General features: G+C 60.7%; 10 protein-coding genes. 4 read left to right on the top strand and 6 right to left on the bottom strand.

Going from position 1 to position 16043, the window contains the following annotated elements; genetic code table 11:
* Positions 1-2 precede the first annotated feature (2 nt).
* The 5 genes from BLU63_RS23605 to BLU63_RS23585 all read right to left on the bottom strand — a co-directional run bounded on the left by BLU63_RS23605 (position 3) and on the right by BLU63_RS23585 (position 8466).
* Complete coding sequence (locus tag BLU63_RS23605) at positions 3-1430, bottom strand: sigma-54-dependent transcriptional regulator (RefSeq protein ID WP_083376378.1); 1428 nt, start codon at positions 1428-1430, stop codon at positions 3-5.
* The gene (locus BLU63_RS23600) at positions 1399-2892 is read right to left on the bottom strand and encodes a sensor histidine kinase (RefSeq protein WP_083376377.1); all 1494 of its coding nucleotides are present in this window, start codon (positions 2890-2892) and stop codon (positions 1399-1401) included. Before BLU63_RS23600 ends, BLU63_RS23605 begins: the two co-directional genes overlap by 32 nt.
* Positions 2893-2995: 103 nt before the next feature.
* Complete coding sequence (locus BLU63_RS23595) at positions 2996-4027, bottom strand: SCO family protein (protein WP_083376376.1); 1032 nt, start codon at positions 4025-4027, stop codon at positions 2996-2998.
* Positions 4024-6831 carry a multicopper oxidase domain-containing protein gene (locus BLU63_RS23590; protein ID WP_083376375.1) on the bottom strand — a complete coding sequence of 936 codons (2808 nt, stop codon included), beginning with the start codon at positions 6829-6831 and terminating at the stop codon, positions 4024-4026. The genes BLU63_RS23595 and BLU63_RS23590 overlap by 4 nt, the downstream gene beginning before the upstream one ends.
* 186 nt (positions 6832-7017) lie before the next feature.
* Entirely contained in the window at positions 7018-8466 is a 1449-nt protein-coding gene (locus BLU63_RS23585) for a sensor histidine kinase (RefSeq protein ID WP_083376374.1), read from the bottom strand.
* Positions 8467-8758: 292 nt separating this feature from the next.
* On the opposite strand from BLU63_RS23585, the gene BLU63_RS23580 reads away from it, so the two are divergent.
* From BLU63_RS23580 to BLU63_RS23565, 4 genes are read left to right on the top strand one after another with little or no spacing between them, the layout of a single operon-like run.
* Positions 8759-10105 carry a hypothetical protein gene (locus BLU63_RS23580; protein ID WP_083376373.1) on the top strand — a complete coding sequence of 449 codons (1347 nt, stop codon included), beginning with the start codon at positions 8759-8761 and terminating at the stop codon, positions 10103-10105.
* Positions 10106-10140: 35 nt separating this feature from the next.
* The gene (locus BLU63_RS23575) at positions 10141-12387 is read left to right on the top strand and encodes an Ig-like domain-containing protein (RefSeq protein ID WP_010455667.1); all 2247 of its coding nucleotides are present in this window, start codon (positions 10141-10143) and stop codon (positions 12385-12387) included.
* Positions 12388-12447: 60 nt separating this feature from the next.
* Complete coding sequence (locus BLU63_RS23570; RefSeq protein ID WP_077750527.1) at positions 12448-12909, top strand: curlin; 462 nt, start codon at positions 12448-12450, stop codon at positions 12907-12909.
* Between the two features lie 27 nt (positions 12910-12936).
* Positions 12937-14388 carry a curlin gene (locus BLU63_RS23565; RefSeq protein WP_010455670.1) on the top strand — a complete coding sequence of 484 codons (1452 nt, stop codon included), beginning with the start codon at positions 12937-12939 and terminating at the stop codon, positions 14386-14388.
* 284 nt (positions 14389-14672) lie between these two features.
* Here BLU63_RS23565 and BLU63_RS23560 read toward each other — a convergent pair whose 3' ends face one another.
* A complete protein-coding gene (locus tag BLU63_RS23560) occupies positions 14673-15032 on the bottom strand; it encodes a DUF6124 family protein (protein ID WP_010455672.1) in 360 nt (119 codons plus the stop codon).
* Between the last annotated feature and the right edge of the window lie 1011 nt (positions 15033-16043).

Here is a 16043-nt window from a genome sequence, read left to right as displayed (position 1 = left end):
CCTCACCACTGGCGTTTGTCCGGGCGTGCGAGGCCGAGCTTTTCGATCCGGTAACGCAGCATGTCGCGGCTCAGGCCCAGCAAGCGTGCGGACTTGGTGACGTTCCAGTCGGTCTTGTCGAGCATCTTGCGCACCATGTCGCGCTCCACTTCCGGCAGGTTCATCGACTCGGTGCCGTTGTAGGCCGGTCGCGGTTCGTGGTGCTGGGGTTCTTGCAGTACGATCGGATCATCCACCAGGCTCAGGCAGACGTTGAGCTGATGGGCGGCAATCGTATCGCTTTGCGCCAACAACACGGTTTGCTCGAGCATGTTGCGCAATTCGCGCACGTTGCCCGGCCAACTGTAGCTGAGCAGCAACTCTTCAGCCTGGTCACTGAAATGCAGGTGCGATTTGCCATAGCGTTTGCCGTGGATCGCCAGGAAATGCCGGGCCAGCAGCAGGATATCGGCGCCGCGGGCATACAGGCGCGGCACCTTGATCGAAATAATGCGCAAACGGAAGAACAGGTCACGACGGAACTTGCCCTGTTGCACCATTTGTTCGAGGTTGCAGTTGGTCGCGCTGATTACCCGCAAATCGACCTTGCGTTCCTTGACCGAGCCGACCCGGCGGATGGTTCGGTCTTCCAGCAGCTTCAGCAGTTTGGCTTGCAGCAGCAGGTCCATTTCACCGACTTCATCGAGGAACAGCGTGCCGCCATCGGCTGCTTCCACCAGACCAACTCGACGGTCCTTGGCGTCGGTGAAGGCGCCCTTCTCGTGGCCGAACAGTTCCGACTCCACCAGATTGGAAGGGATCGACGCGCAGTTGAATTCAATGAACGGACCTTTGCTGCGCGGACCGTCGAAGTGCAGCGCCCGGGCCACCAGTTCCTTGCCGGTACCGGTCTCGCCTTCCACCAGCACGGGCGGCAGGTCGGTGTTGGCCATGCGCCGCTCGGCGTCGAGCAACTGGGTAATGGTGTTTTTCAAGTATTGCATCGGCGCCGATTCGCCGATCAATGCCTGTACGCCTGACTTCTGCGCCTCGCGCTCCTGATAAAACGACAGCGTGCGCTCCATTCGATCAGTGGCCAGGGCCTTGTCCAGCAGCAGCTTGAGCTCCGGCAAGGCCACCGGTTTGGTGACGTAATGAAAAGCGCCCTCTTTCATCGCCACCACGGCATCTTCGACGTTGCCGTAGCCGGTCATCATGATCACCTTCAGATCCGGCGCGCTGATGCGCAGCTTCTGGATCAGGTCGTGACCGCTCATGCCCGGCAGCGAGTTGTCGGTCAGCACCACATCAGGGGTGAACGCACCCATTTTATCCAACGCCTCTTCAGCCGAATGGCAGACCGTCACCTCGAAGTCTTTGCGCTCCAGGTAGGTCTGAATATTCTCGGCCAGGAGTTCATCATCCTCGACCAGCAGTATGCTGTGCTCCATATTCCCCTCCCGTTGCCACTTTGAAATTGAGACAGACGCGGGTTCCTTCCTGCTCCTGGCTGGTCAGTTCGACCGAGCCCTCGAAACGCTCCATTATTCGTTTGACGAGGGCCAGGCCAACGCCCAACCCTCCCTGTTTGGTGGTGAAAAACGGCTTGAAGACCGATTCTTGCTGCTGCTTGCTCATGCCTTTGCCGGTATCGCTCAAGGTCATGCGCACCAGTCCGGGTCGGGGTTGTTCAATGGCGATAGTGAGCATGCCGCCCTTGGGCATGGCCTCCAGGGCATTGGCGAACAGGCTATTAAGAATCTGGGTCAGCAGCACCTGTTGGCTGACGACCGGCGGACAGGATTTCGGTGTGAAGTGCACGTGCACGTTTGAGCGCCTGATCAGCGCGTCAAACGCGCTCAGAGTGTCATCAATGGCCAGCACCAGGTCCACCGTTTCGGAGTCGTCGTTTATCGGTCGCAACGACACCAACAACTCCCGGACCCAGCGTGACATGCGATCGACCTGGTTGATGATGTCGCCGATGTTTTTCTGCGCACTCTGGCTGGCGATTTCCTGGGCCAGTTCGGCGCTGGAGCGTATGTTCGCCAACGGATTGCGCAAGCTGTGGGCGACGGCCGAGGACATTTCTCCCAAGGCGACGAAGGTCTCGTTAGTGATCAATTGTTTTTGCTGGCTCTGCAGCAACACGGACGCACGCCGCACGATCCAGAACAGCCCAAGGTAGATAAGCAGGCCACCAAGCAAGGTCGCCAGCCAGATCGCCTTGAAACCACGCTGAATGCGTTCCACCAGGTCCGCCGGTTCCTTGTAGATCTCGACCATGGCAATGACCTTGCTTTTGTCGGCATTGAACATCGGGATGTAATTCTCGATGAACAGGTACTTGGGCTCGCGCAACAGCATCTGTTCGGGACGTTCCTCGTCGATCTGGTGATAGCTGGTGGAGACCGGTTCCTTCATTTCAAAGGATTCGTCCAGTTCTTCATCACCTTCGACGCGCATGCCAATCATCTGTGGATTGGTCGACCAGACCACCGTGCGATCCAGGGCATACACCACCGCCAACAGCGTGTCCGGCAAGTGTTCGACGTGATCGAGAAACTCAATGCGGGCAGCGGCACGGGCACCAGGGTTTACGTCGGGATAGGCGTTGTCTTCGCGCGGATCGAGCATCTCGCCCATGGTTCTTTTCAGGGTGATGCCGGCGTGGCGAATTTCCGCATCACCGATGGCCTGAATGAATTGCGCAGTCAGCATGGAATCACGCTCGATGCTCTCATCGACAACAAACCGCGTGGACACATAACCCAACCCCATCGCCACCGCCGCAATGATGAGAAAGCTTCCCAGCGAAAACCAGCGCAGCAGATTGAACTGTCCACTTCGACTTTGGCCTTCTGCTGCCGGGGCGTCCGGCGCAGGTACTTTTTGTTGTTCCAGTATCTGCATGGGTCTTGTCCAGGGTGCTTGCATCAAGCCTTTTCAGTCATGTTTCGGATCAGTGTAGGTGGCATTGATCGTGGTCGACGGCTTCACTGATAGTATTTCGCCGCTATGGCACCTGCGCCGCTTGTAGCGGTTGCTGGCGATCGGTTTCTTCCTGCAAAAAACCCAGAATTGACTGCGCAGCATTCTCATCCAGACGCAGATTAGGCATCGGGATTTTGTCGAAGCGTTCAAACAGTGCCAGCGCGAGCGGGTCCTTTTCAGCGAGCATGCGGTCCGGTTCGCGAATCCAACGGTTGAGCCAGGCCAGATCCCGTTGGCGCGTCACGCCGACCAGGTCCGGGCCGATGCTGCGCATGCCGATGCCCTGCCCGTCCAGCGGACCCAGGCTGTGGCACGACGCGCATCGGGTGCGAAACAGTTCTTCGCCATTGCTCGGCGGGCGAATCTCGGGCGCATCGGCGTAACTTTGCTCAATGCTGGGTTTCTTCCAGTTCTGCAAGGTGTTGGCCAACTGGTCGGCGAGAATCCACGGGTTCTCGAACGGCGAGGCTTTCATCCAGCGGCCGGTGCCCTGGTTGCCGACGATCAGGCTCAGGTTGTGGTCTTTGCTGCGTCCGTTGTCGACGCCCTCGATGAACAGCCCGAGTTTTTTTCGCAGGTCGGTGACCGCTTCGAATTCACCGGTCAGAAACGTCCAGCCCGGCCCGACCTTGAAGCGTTGTGCGTAAGCCTTGAGCACCTCGGGGGTGTCGCTGAGCGGGTCGATGCTGATGGAATAGAAGAAGATGTCCTGGCCGACCCGGTCGCCCAGCAACTTTTGCACCTGACGCAGGCGTGCGGTTTCCAGCGGACAGGAATCACTGCAAGAGGTGAAGATGAAGTTGATCACCACCACTTTGTCCTTGATCAAGTCATCGAAGAAACGCACCTGCCGACCGTCCTGATCGGTCAGCAGGGTGTTGGGGAAGTATTCGCCACCCCAGGGCGTCGCCGATTCCCTCGGCGACAGTATCCCGTCATGAGCGAGCAGCACCCGAGCCGCCAACAGACAGGTCACCAGGACCAGAATCAGGTGCATGCCCAAGGCGCGGGAGCGCGGCGTATGCGCCGGTGTGTCGGCGCGCCTGCGCTTCATTTTTTCACCGCCACTTGTGGGCCGAAGCCGTCGCCATTGCGGAAGGTTGGCAGCGCAGCGGAGTTGACATAGCGCACGCCATCCCAGCTCGGCAACGGTGTCGGCATCAACTGGAATTGCCCGGGTTTCTCAATGTCCCAGCGCAGCAGCATCGAGTTGTCTTCGTGCTGAGTGTTGTGACAGTGCTCCATGTACGTCCCGGCAAATTCGCGGAAGTTGATCGCCACCTCGACGCTGTCCAGGCCGTCGTTTTCCGAGCCGATGCGGTACACGTCCTTGCGTGCCCATTTTTCCCATTCCGGTGGCGCCTTGCCGCCGCGGCTGAGAATGATCCCCTCCTCGAAATGCACGTGAACCGGGTGACTCCAGCCCTTGCCGCCGGCCTTGATGTTCCACACTTCCAGGGTGCCGAAGCCACTGACGCCGGCATCGGTTGGACCGGTTTTCAACTGGGTCGCCGTATTCAAGCGACGCGGGTCCATGTGGAAGCCGAAACCGCCATCGGTCTTGACCGTCCACGGCGCTTCATCGGTGCCGTCGGAACGTCCGAAGGTGAAGGTGCGGTGGCGCGCCTGGGACAGCAGGACCTTGTCGGTCGCATTGTCGCGGTGGATTTTCAGCGGGATCATCACCAGGCCTTCGGCCTTGCCCGGTTTGGCCGGTTCGTAGGCTGCCGGGTCCATGGCCAGGTCCTGACCGGTGTAGGCCTTGACGTTCAGTTGCAAGACCTTGCCCACGCCCGGGTCACCCTTGTCCCACTGCGGGCCCTTGCTCGATTGCTTGATCACCGCAAGGTATTTCTCCGACAGCACATCGGCCAATGGCACGGGTTCTTTCGGGCCCTTGCCGTCGTCGTGCACCAGCAGGTTGACCACGAACAGTTTGTCGCCGGGCTTGATGCCGTTTTTCGCGAAGTTGACGATGATGTCGAAGCGCTCGGCGATGCCCTGGGTCGGCAGGATCGCGTTGTGATTCTGTTTATCACCGTCGGCATCCAGGTCCAGGGTGCCGTCGAACGGCACGCTGTGTTCCATGATGTTGCCGTCGTTGGCAATCAGGTGAAACGGCACGCGGGCATAGGACACGCCGGAGTTTTTCGGGCCGGGGAACTCGCCGCTGCTGCCCTTGACCTCGCGGACAATGGCGAACTTGAAGTAACGCGACACCGAGCCGTTGAGGATGCGGAACCGGTAGCTGCGGGCGCGTACATCCAGGGTCGGTTTCCACTGCCAGTTGACCAGCACCTGATCACCGAGGAAGCCGTCGGTGTTGAACGGGTTGAACCACAACTGGCCGGCCTGATCCCAGGCCTTGTCGGCGAACACCAGGTTGACGTCGTAGTCACGGTTGCCCCACGGCAAGGCGCTGCCGCTGGGGAAACGCAGGTTGACACCGTCGTTAACCGATTCGTTGCCACGGTCCAGGGCGCTGTAGTAATTCATCATCGCCGCGTTGCCCTTGTAGACGTTCTGCGCGGTGAAATCGAGCATGTGGTCGTGGAACCAGTGGGTGCTCATGGTTTCGCGCCAGTCGCCGCGGATCTTGATCGTGCCGTGGTCGCAGGTCTTGCGGCTGGGGCTGATGTCGTTGGTCCACAGGGTTTCCCCCGGCGAGCAAGGGAACGCCGCGCGCGGATCATGGGCGTCGGTGTTGATGCTGTCGTAGCCGGCCAACTGGATCGGCCAGCGATAGTCGTAATACTGCCCCGGGAAGAAAAAGGCGTTGGCATAGCCATCGCTTTCCGCCGGTGCGTGACCGTTGTGCTCGTGAGTACTGATGGTGTGCAGACCGAACCCCATGTTGGCGGCAGGGTCGATCGGCAAGCCGTTGTAATGACGCATCAGCACCGGCTGACCGTAACGCACCATCAGCAACTTGGGCGGTAACGTGCCGTCAAAGGTCCAGACCGAGTTGTGGTTCTGCACTGGCATGCTCGGGTGGAAACGCGCATCGACGCCTTTGGCGGTGCCCGCCGTGGCTGGCACGCCGGCGACGTTGTGATAAAGGCCACCGGGGCCAAACTCACCCAGCGCATAGCCGTGCATCTGATGACTGTCACGCCAGCCGCTGTTGAGCCTCGCCCCGGTTTGCACGGTTTTATAGGCCATTTGCGGGTAGAACTCGTTCCATCGTTGATGCGACCAGCCTTTTCCTGGCGGACGGCCTTCGGCTGACGAGCCGATATGGCGGTTGAGGAAGACTTCGATCTGCGCCTGCCACGGGTTGCGGTCCACCACGTTGGAGTACTGGCTGGGGAACGGCGTCAGCCCCGGTTGACGCATAAAGGCATCGAGTGCCGCGCTCGGTGGCGCACTGCGGGCCGCGTTGGTGGGGTCCTGTTGTGGCAGCGGGCCAACGGTAGCCGGTGGAAAGCCCAACGGCGCCGCCGGTGTAGTGGGGTCGAGTTTTTCCGGACCGAACTCCTCGAACAACACCATCTGCTGAGTGAACGGCTGAGCGCCGAACAGCGGGCTCGGCTTGCCATTGGTGGGGTAGTTGAAACTGGTTTGCACCGTCGGCGGCAGGACGTTTTCCTGGCGCGTGGTGTCTCGGCTGCCTTTGACGCCATCGGGCAAATCGAAGGAGTCTTCGTTGGCCTCGGGCATGGTCAAGATGGCGTTGAGCGCGGCGGCTTCATCAGCCGGTTCGTCGTAGTAAGCCGAAGGATCGGTAGGTTCTGGCTGTCGCTCGTCATCGATCGGGCTGGCACGCAGGTTCGCTGTGCCGAGCGTCATTGTCAGGAGGACGCTCAACGGCGTCAGCAGGCCGAACCACTTGAAGGGGTACCGCGCGTTTCTGTCCATCACCAGCCGCCTCGAAGTCTTGAAGGGGGTAGTGGTGGTTTTGCAAGGACCTCGCCAGATTTGTAACAGTTTTATACAAAAGCATTAACACTCAAGAAAACAATGGCTTATCAATATCAATGTGCCGCGACCGGGGAAAACGACTGGGTCCAGACACCCGCTAGCGGGGAAAGTTCATACCCGATTTCAGGGAATCCGCTTGAACGACAAGCGGACACTCGTGCCCTCGCCCTCACGGCTGCCCAGGTTTACCGCGCCGCCAAAACGTTCCATGATCCGCTTTACCAGCACCAGCCCGACACCCAGCCCGCCTTGCTTGGTGGTAAAGAAAGGCCGGAACGCCATCCTGCGCTGTTCTTCGTTCATGCCCTTGCCGGTGTCGCTCACGACAACGCAAATTCCCCGGGTGTCGGTCGACTCCAGGGTGATGCTCAGTGTGCCGCCCCTGTCCATCGCTTCCACGGCATTGGCCAGCAAACTGTTGAGGATCTGCGTGAGTTGCACCTGCTGGCTCAACACCATCGGCGTCTCCTGCGGCTCGAACACCACCTGCACACCGGCCTTGGCAATCTGATGCTCGAAGGCCATGAGGCTGTCATGCAGGGCCGCCACCAGGTTCACCGGCTCGGCGTCATCATTGAGCGGGCGTAAGGACTGCAGCAATTCCCTGACCCACTTCGACATGCGATCCACCTGACCGATGATGTCGTTGATGTTCTTGTGGGCCAGGCCAGTGTCGAACTCCAGGGCCAGTTCGGCGCTGGAGCGTATGGTCGCCAATGGGTTGCGCAGGCTGTGGGCCACCGCCGAGGACATCTCCCCGAGCGCCACGAAGGTTTCGTTGGTAATCAGTTGTTTTTGTTGCACTGCCAGCAAAATGGCTGCCCGGCGCACGATCCAGTACAACCCGAGATAAATCAGTCCGCCGCCCAGGGCCGTGGCCAGCCAGATCAGTACCAGGCCGCGCTCCATGCGATCGATCAGGTCCCTGGGTTCCTTGTAGATCTCGACCATCGCCGTGACGGTATTGCCATCGGCATCGAACAGCGGGATGTAATTCTCTATGAAGATGTAGTCCGGGGGCGTGATGAACTTCTGCTCCATGCGGCTTTTGTCGACGTTGTGATAACTGGCCGACACTGGAGTCTTGGAAGCGAAGGCCTGGTCCAGGTCTTCGTCGGCATGGATCGTGGTGCCCATCAGTGCCGGGTTGGTGGACCAGATCACCATGCGGTCAGGGGCATAAATGTTCGCCAGAATCACGTCTGGCAAATGCTGGATATGGTCGAGGAATTCACCACGGGCGCTGGCGCGGGCCATCGGGTCGACGTCAGGAAAGTCCCTGTCCTTGCGCGGGTCCAGCAGCTCGCCCATGGTTCGCACGTTGGGGATCGAGACATGGCGCACCTCGGCGGAGGCAATCGCTTGAATGAACTGGGAGGTGAGCAAGGCATCGCGCTGCACGCTTTCGGTAATCACGAACCGCGTCGACACCGCGCCCAGCGCCACGGCCACCGTGCCGATCACGGCCATGCTGATCAGCGAGAACCAGCGCAGCAGATTGAACGGCTGTTTGCGCGAGCTCAGGCGGATATCGCCCTCTTCTTTCAGGAGGGTGGTGGTCTGACTGGTCATGGACGTTGTTCCCGGAAACTCCCTATAGGGTTATAGCCCACTGTCCGGTCTTTGCCCGACATCGGGTTTTGTCCCCCCCACCCAATTCCCCACATACCCCACTGCCCCCACCTACCCCCAATGCTGGGGACAGTCGCCCGCTTACGCCCTCGCCCCCGCGAAACCGTTTGCGCGCTCCACGCCTTCACTGCGGGCCTCTACCGGCCGTTTTGAAAGATTGGTATGGAAGTTGCCGAAGCCCTCCCAACTGACCCATCCCTACGGGGCAGGTACTCTGATAGAGGGAATACTCATGCACCCTTTACTGTCCAAAACGGCGGCCGCCCTGGTTGTCAGCGCTCTCGCCCAAAGTGTTGCCCAGGCAGCGCTGTTTGCGGTCGACCCCGGTCCCTATGTGCCAGCCAACGGCTCGTTCGCCGCCTGGTATCAGGACACCCATGGTCGAACCCTCGATCTGTGCCTGTCCAAGGCCGTCAGTTCGCGAGTCCCCGGCGCTCCCGGTGCACAGTCGTACATGTGCAACTTGCTGCCGACTCCCGGGGTTTTTGATGATGCGCAACCGGTCGTCTTTCCGACCAACTTCCCCGACGAAGCATTCTGGTTCACAGGCGACGGCGCCATTGTCGATGCCGCCCGGGGCATCGACCTGACCTACGTCAGTGCCATCGAAGCGGCCTTCAGCGGCGGCGACCCGGTCGAAGGTGATCAAATCAGCTTTGCGCGCATCCGCATCCGGGTGGACGTGCCCACCGCTGGCACCTACGTGATCACCCACCCCTACGGCGTCGATGTATTCAACGTCGACACCCCCGGGCGGCGGGCGATCAACATGACCCGGGACATCGGCATCGGCTCACCGAAAACCTACGACGGCGCTCTCAAGGGTGACATCGGACCGTTCCTGCGCAGTGTCAACGGCCCTTACACCGAAACCAATCCGGTGACCGGTGCTGCGGAGCAATTCGTCGGCGACCCGAACCTTTCGGAAGCCTTCACCGGCAGCCCTTTCAATACCAACTACATCCGCATCGAAGGTCCGAACGGACTGGACTTGCGCACCACGGTAATGGCCATCTCCGGCAAGTTATCGACGGTGGTCCGTCCGACTCCGATGATCACCCAGCGCAGTACCTACTCGCGCAAGGCCGGTGAAAGCGCCCCGGTGGCCCAACAAGACGTGTTCGTCATGGCCCCGCCGCCACCAGCCACTGTGACCCTGGACAGCAACAACCCGGCGCTGCACCTGACCGAGGCTGACACCACCGGAAACTGGTATGCGCAGTCCTCGAACAACCCGACGTTGCCGAGCACTCTGCAAGTGACGGCCGACAATCACCTGGCCATCCCCAGCAGCACGCCGACCACCTTGTCCATGCCCCTGACCGACCTGGTGGTGATCCAGCGTGCCGAGTACAGCCTGAGCTCCGGGCAATTGACGCTCGTGGCCTCGACCAGCGATGAAACCTCGCCGCCAGTGCTCACCGCCACCTCCGCCAGCGGTGCCGCCATTGGCGCCCTGAGTGGCGATGGCGCAGTGAAATCCCTGGCGACCGGCATCTCGCCGATTCCACCCGCCAAGGTTCGAGTGACGTCATCCAATGGCGGCAGCGACATCGAAGAAGTGGTCATCGTGCAATGAACGCTCACATGCGCAGATCCTCATCAGGAGGCATCATGAACAATTGGCCACGCCTGGCGCTCAACGCCCTGGGACTGACTCTATCGCTGTCCGGCAGTGCATTCGCGCAACTCGCGGCTGTCGACCCCGGCCCTTATACCTTCGCCACCGGGAAATTCCCGATGTGGTATCAGGACAACAATTTACTCTCGATGGAACTGTGCCAGTCCCGGGCAGTGAGCTCACGGGTAGGGACCACTGTGCCGCCGGCCTACATGTGCATCCTGCTGGCTGAGCCGGGCATTTACGACGATGCCCAGCCAATGATCTTCCCCGACAACTGGCCGCCGGAAGCGTTCTGGTTCCTGGCTGAGACTGCGATCCCGCAAATTGGCAACAGCGGCTATGAACTGGATGCCTACGTCGCCGGGATCGAGGCTGCATTCGGTGGCGGCAATCCGCTCGATGGCGATCAAGTGGCCTTCGCGCGGATTCGCGTTCGGGTCTCGGTGCCCACTGCCGGGGTGTACACCATCACTCACCCTTACGGGGTCGAAACGGTCAACGTCACCACGCCTGGCCGTCGTGCCATCAACATCACCCGGGACATCGGCATCGGTGCGCCTGGAAATTTCAGCGGCACGCTGAATGGCAACATCGGGCCGTTCCTGCGCAGCGTCAACGGTCCTTATACCGAGGTGAACCCGGACACCGGCGCCATCGAAACCTACGTTGGCGACCCGAACCTCACCGAACAGGTCACCGGCAGTCCCAATGACACCAACTTCGTCCGCATCACAGGTCCGGCCGGGACCATTCAAACCAACTTGTTCAACTTGTCCGGTAAAGTCCTGGACAGCCGTGCGCAAACCCCCGTGGAAGTTGATCGCGCTACTTACCGGCGCACCACTTCGGGTACAGGCACCAGCACCCGGGTCGAAGTCTTTGCCAAATCAGACAACAGTTCGACCCTGTGCTTTCGCGAAACCATCGCTCTGGTGCCGGGTCCGCCACTTTCGCCATGCCAGACCAACCTGTTGGGCGACAACAACGGCGGGTTCTTCGGTCAGCACCTGGCCAGCGGCACGCTGCCTTCGATCGTGGTCGTCACCGCCACCAATCCGTCGGGCACCACCCGGCCGACGGCGGTATCGAGCAAGGTCACTGACCTGGTGAAAATCCAGACCGCTCGCTACAACTGGAGCGATCACAGCCTGCTGATCGAGGCCACCTCCACGGATGAAGTGGCCGTGCCGGACATGGTTGCGCAAGGTTACGGACGTCTGTCGAAATCCGGCACCCTGCAACGACTGACCATTGCAGACCTGACTCAGCCACCGGCTACCGTCACCGTCAAATCCGCTGCTGGCGGCAGTGACACCGAACCAGTCGTGGTGGTCGGGACGGCTCCGGATACCGGTGAGAACCAGGCGCCGCTCTCGGTCGCCGACACTGGCAGCACCAGCTTCGGCGTGCCGCTGACCCTCAACCTGCTGGCCAACGACAGTGATCCCGATGGCAACACGCCGCTGAGCATCACCGCGCTGACCCCACCGGCTGCCGGGCAAGGCACCGTGGCATTGAGCGGCACGACTTCGGTGGTCTACACCCCGCCAGCCGTGGTCAATGCACCGCTGACAGCGACCTTCACCTACAAGGCTCAAGACGTCAAAGGCCTGGCCTCGACCGCTCCGGCGACCGTGACCATCACCGTGGCGCCGAACCAGTCTCCGGTGGCCGTCGCCGACAGCATCGCGACCCTCGGCGTGGCGATACCGATCAACGTGCTGGCCAACGACACCGATCCGGAAGGCAACGTGCCGCTCGCCGTCGCCAGCCTGACCCAACCGGCACTCAATCGCGGCAGCGTCAGCACCGATGGCACCGTCATCACCTACACCCCACCAGCGACGGTCACTACGGCCTTCACCACAACCTTCACCTACGTCGCCCGGGACAGCTTCGGCGCCCTGTCGGCTCCCGCTACCGTCACGGTGCAAGTCTCGCCACGGCCTGCTGCGGAAACCTTCACGGTCACCACGGCCACGGTGTCGGCGCGCTCCAACAACCGCTTTACCTGGGACTTTGCAGGTACCTCATCGGTGATTACCGGCAACGTCATCACCGTCAAGGTCAGCACCCCGACAGGGCTGGCAACTCTAGGCACCACCACGGTGCCGGTGACCGGTCGCTGGCGGTTGACGGTGAGCAACAGCACCACGGTGATTCCGTCGGCGAACCCGACAGCCACCATCACCTCGTCCCAAGGCACCGTGCGTACCGTGACGGTCATCTCCAACTGAGCCCTCGCCCCACCCGCCGATTCGGTGGGTGGGGCCGGCCTCTTCCCACAGGACAGCGCCATGAAAACGCCGACCGCCGCCCTGCTCTGCCTGCTTCTGCTTTGCAGCAGTGCAGGCGCGCGTGCCGACGATTTGATGGAGAACGACGACCTGGCACCCTCCGCCGACCTCGGCGAGTTGCCTCCACCGGTTGGCCAGCACGCGCTGATCGACCAGAACGGCCAGGCCAACGTGGCGCTGGTGCAACAGAACGGCCAGTCGTTGCTCGGCACCATCGTCCAGTCGGGCAGTAACCAGGAAGCCTGGATCCTGCAACAAGGCAGCGACCTCATGGCATTGATTACCCAGCAAGGTTCCGGCAACGCCGCCTCAATCACGCAAAACGGCAGCCACAACCGCGCGCAGATTTCGCAGAACGGCAATAACAACGACGCCAGCATCGACCAGGCCGGTACGGGACTTTCAAGCGCCGTGACCCAGTCGGGAAATGGCATGAGCGTTTCGGTCAAACAATATCGCTAAAGCACTGCACCACTTGGAGGTTTCATCATGTTCAAACTGACGCCCCTCACCGCTGCCATCCTGGTCATTGTCAGTGCCCAGGCAATGGCCGACGACAGCGTTTCCAACCAGTCCCAGGTCGGCACCGCCAACATTGCCGAAGTGAAACAGACCGCGGCCCCGTTCAGTACCGCAGCCCAACAGCAACTCGGCGAGGGTAACGATGCCATGGCGGTGCAAGACACCGCCACCGGCACCATCACCCAGGATCAGGCCGGCGACTTCAACGCCGGTTACGCTGAGCAACTGTTCGAGAACGGCAGCACCATCGTCCAGCAACAGGTCGGCAGTCTCAACATCAGCCATGCCAGTCAATCGATCGGCATGGGCGAAAACCAGGCGCTGCAACAACAGACGGGCAGCGGCAATTTCTCGTTCCTCTATCAGGACAGCCAGGAAGCCACCAAAGGCCAGACCTTCCAGTTCGGTGACGCCAACGAGGCCAATATCGAGCAGATTCAACTGGGCATCGCCAACAACGCGACGATCATCCAGTACGGCACCGCCAACTACGGCACCACTGAGCAGATCGCGCACATGGGCGGCGAGATCGGCATCAACCAGGCCGGCGAAGGCAACTATGCCTATGGCGACCAACGCGACGGCAACGGCGGCGTCATCACGATCAACCAGTTCGGCGACTTCAACGGCAGTGAAGTCTGGCAAGGCGGGCAAACCGCTAATAGTCAAGCCACCGTCAACCAGTACGGACAAACCAACGAAACCGTGGTCGACCAAAGCTTCGGCCAAAACAACAACGCCCAGGTCCTGCAAGTTGGCGACGTCAACGCCATCTACGCCGACCAGTTCGACTCCGTCGGCTCGGTGCTCGCGCTGTACCAGCAAGGCACCGGCAACGTGCACTTCACCTACCAGAGCGGCGACAGCCATGTGCTGAACGCCACCTCCGTGGGTACCGAAAACAAGGTCTACGCCAGCAACTGGAAAGGCCCGCAACTGGGCGGCCAATTCGGCAGCAACCAGCGTGCGACCGTCACCCAGGCCGGCAATGGCAACATCGCCAGCTTCAACCAGGATGGCGTCGGCCACATCATGACCACCAACCAGACCGGCACAGGCAACAAAACCACCATCAGCCAGGCCGACTCCTATAACGAGCTGTACTTCGACCAGAACGGCAGCGACAACATCCTGATCGCCGACCAGCGCGGCACCACCAACCTGGCCCAGGGCACCACCAACGGCACCGGCAACACCACCGAGTTCGACCAGTCCGGCACGGGCAACCAGGCATTCACCACGCAGCTGTATGGCAGCGACAACATGATCAGCGTCAAACAGGCTGACACCATGAACGTCGCCTACGTGACCCAGGGCGGTACCGGGAACATGGCCAGTGTTGATCAGAGCGGCGTGACCCAAATGGCGACGGTTCAGCAGTTGGGCAGTGACAACCGGGCGACTGTGTTGCAGCAGTAATCGCAAGGCATAAAAAACCGCGGCCCTCGGGGGGGGGCGCGGTTTTTTTGTGTGAGGCTGAGGCGAATTGGATGCCTGACAAGCCGCTTTCGAACGATTCGCGGCCCACTTGATGAACTCATACTGTGGCGAGGGAGCTTGCTCCCGCTGGACTGCGCAGCAGACCTAAACCCGGCAAACGCATCTCCATTGACACACCGCATTCACTGGTTTTACGACGGCTTCGCCGCCGAGCGGGAGCAAGCTCCCTCGCCACAGAAACCCTCCCGCTCCAAACTCAGCGTTTACGCCTGCGGAACGACGTTATCCAGCGCCCGATTCACCGCCAGCTCGCCCAGCATAATGATTTGCTGAAGGGCCAGCATCGTGTTGCGTTGCGGGCCTTCGAGAAACCCGGCGAAGTCGCTGGCCATGACACTGGCTGAAGCCAGGGATTCGCAGGCATTGACCAACAGGGTTTCAGTGTCGATATCCGGGGCGATGAGGTAAATGGTGCTGGGCTTGCGTGGCGGGATCGCGCTTTTCAGCGGATTGAGATAGTGATCCAGCGCACGGTCGGCGGCTTCGTTGAGCTTCTTTGGGTCGAGGGGATCGTAGGGGGAAACGTCGTCGGAGTGCGGGGGGTTGGGTGTGGCTTTGAACATGGTGAATCTCCATTTATACCTATTGGAACCACCGGCACCTGTCGCTAAACAAGTAAGGGTGGCGGCTGTACGCAGGTTAGCGAACCGAGAGGTATAAGACCCGGCAGACCCGAGGGTCTCCCGCGCACAGCCACCATATCGAAACTGCAGACATCCGCCTGCAATAAAGATAGAGCGTTGTTGCGCTTATACCTGTTCAGGTCGCTAAACCCGGCCGCTGAATTCAGCGACCCGGAAACGATAAAGACCAGGCACAAAGCGCACAAGCCGGCGGATTCTGGCGCAGTCGTAGGCAACGGCGCAAGGAACTGTAGCTTTCAGGAAGTAACGCTAAACACAATTAAACACACCCCTCAAATCAGCACACATTCCCTGTAGGAGTGAGCCTGCTCGCGATGGCATTGGATCAGCCGACATCAATGTTGAATGACACACCCCCATCGCGAGCAGGCTCGCTCCCACAGGGAATGACCTACATCTGCAAGTGATTGTTCGGCTGTCAGACCGCCTTCGCGGGCAAGCCTCGCTCCTACAGTGGAATGGGTGTACCTGCAAGAGATTGGTCGGCTGTCAGGCTGCCATCGCGAGCAGGCTCACTCCTACAGTGGAATGTGGGTACCTGCAAGAGATTGGTCGGCTGTCAGGCCGCCTTCGCGGGCAAGCCTCGCTCCTACAGTGGAATGGGTGTACCTGCAAGAGAATGGTCGGCTGTCAGGCCGCCTTCGCGAGCAGGCTCGCTCCTACAAGGTTTGGTGCATGCCTGAAAGAAAATGGTCGGCTGTCAGGCCGCCTTCGCGGGCAAGCCTCGCTCCTACAAGGGGTTCGGTGTACACGCTTCGCTTTTCACCACTCATTAGGCCGAGCGTTAGCTCGCCTGCTTTTGATCTTGATCTGCTCGCCCCGTCGGGAGGCCGAGTGGAGGCGTTCATCTGGGGGGTGGGCGCGTAGCGCCGTGCGGCGAAGCCGCACACATCGAGAGGAGGTCGAAGCGAAGCCGACCGGAGGCGATGC

The sequence above is a fragment of the Pseudomonas mandelii genome (assembly GCF_900106065.1).
In the GTDB taxonomy this organism is placed as follows: Bacteria; Pseudomonadota; Gammaproteobacteria; order Pseudomonadales; family Pseudomonadaceae; genus Aquipseudomonas; species Aquipseudomonas mandelii.
Note: the sequence above shows the minus strand (reverse complement) of the source record. Positions and strands in the feature narration are given on the sequence as shown.

Excerpts from the sequence above, each read along its gene's own strand:
- BLU63_RS23605 (WP_083376378.1), bottom strand. The coding sequence starts at position 1,430 with ATGGAGCACAGCATACTGCTGGTCGAGGATGATGAACTCCTGGCCGAG.
- BLU63_RS23600 (WP_083376377.1), bottom strand. The coding sequence starts at position 2,892 with ATGCAGATACTGGAACAACAAAAAGTACCTGCGCCGGACGCCCCGGCA.
- BLU63_RS23595 (WP_083376376.1), bottom strand. The coding sequence starts at position 4,027 with ATGAAGCGCAGGCGCGCCGACACACCGGCGCATACGCCGCGCTCCCGC.
- BLU63_RS23590 (WP_083376375.1), bottom strand. The coding sequence starts at position 6,831 with ATGGACAGAAACGCGCGGTACCCCTTCAAGTGGTTCGGCCTGCTGACG.
- BLU63_RS23585 (WP_083376374.1), bottom strand. The coding sequence starts at position 8,466 with ATGACCAGTCAGACCACCACCCTCCTGAAAGAAGAGGGCGATATCCGC.
- BLU63_RS23580 (WP_083376373.1), top strand. The coding sequence starts at position 8,759 with ATGCACCCTTTACTGTCCAAAACGGCGGCCGCCCTGGTTGTCAGCGCT.
- BLU63_RS23575 (WP_010455667.1), top strand. The coding sequence starts at position 10,141 with ATGAACAATTGGCCACGCCTGGCGCTCAACGCCCTGGGACTGACTCTA.
- BLU63_RS23570 (WP_077750527.1), top strand. The coding sequence starts at position 12,448 with ATGAAAACGCCGACCGCCGCCCTGCTCTGCCTGCTTCTGCTTTGCAGC.
- BLU63_RS23565 (WP_010455670.1), top strand. The coding sequence starts at position 12,937 with ATGTTCAAACTGACGCCCCTCACCGCTGCCATCCTGGTCATTGTCAGT.
- BLU63_RS23560 (WP_010455672.1), bottom strand. The coding sequence starts at position 15,032 with ATGTTCAAAGCCACACCCAACCCCCCGCACTCCGACGACGTTTCCCCC.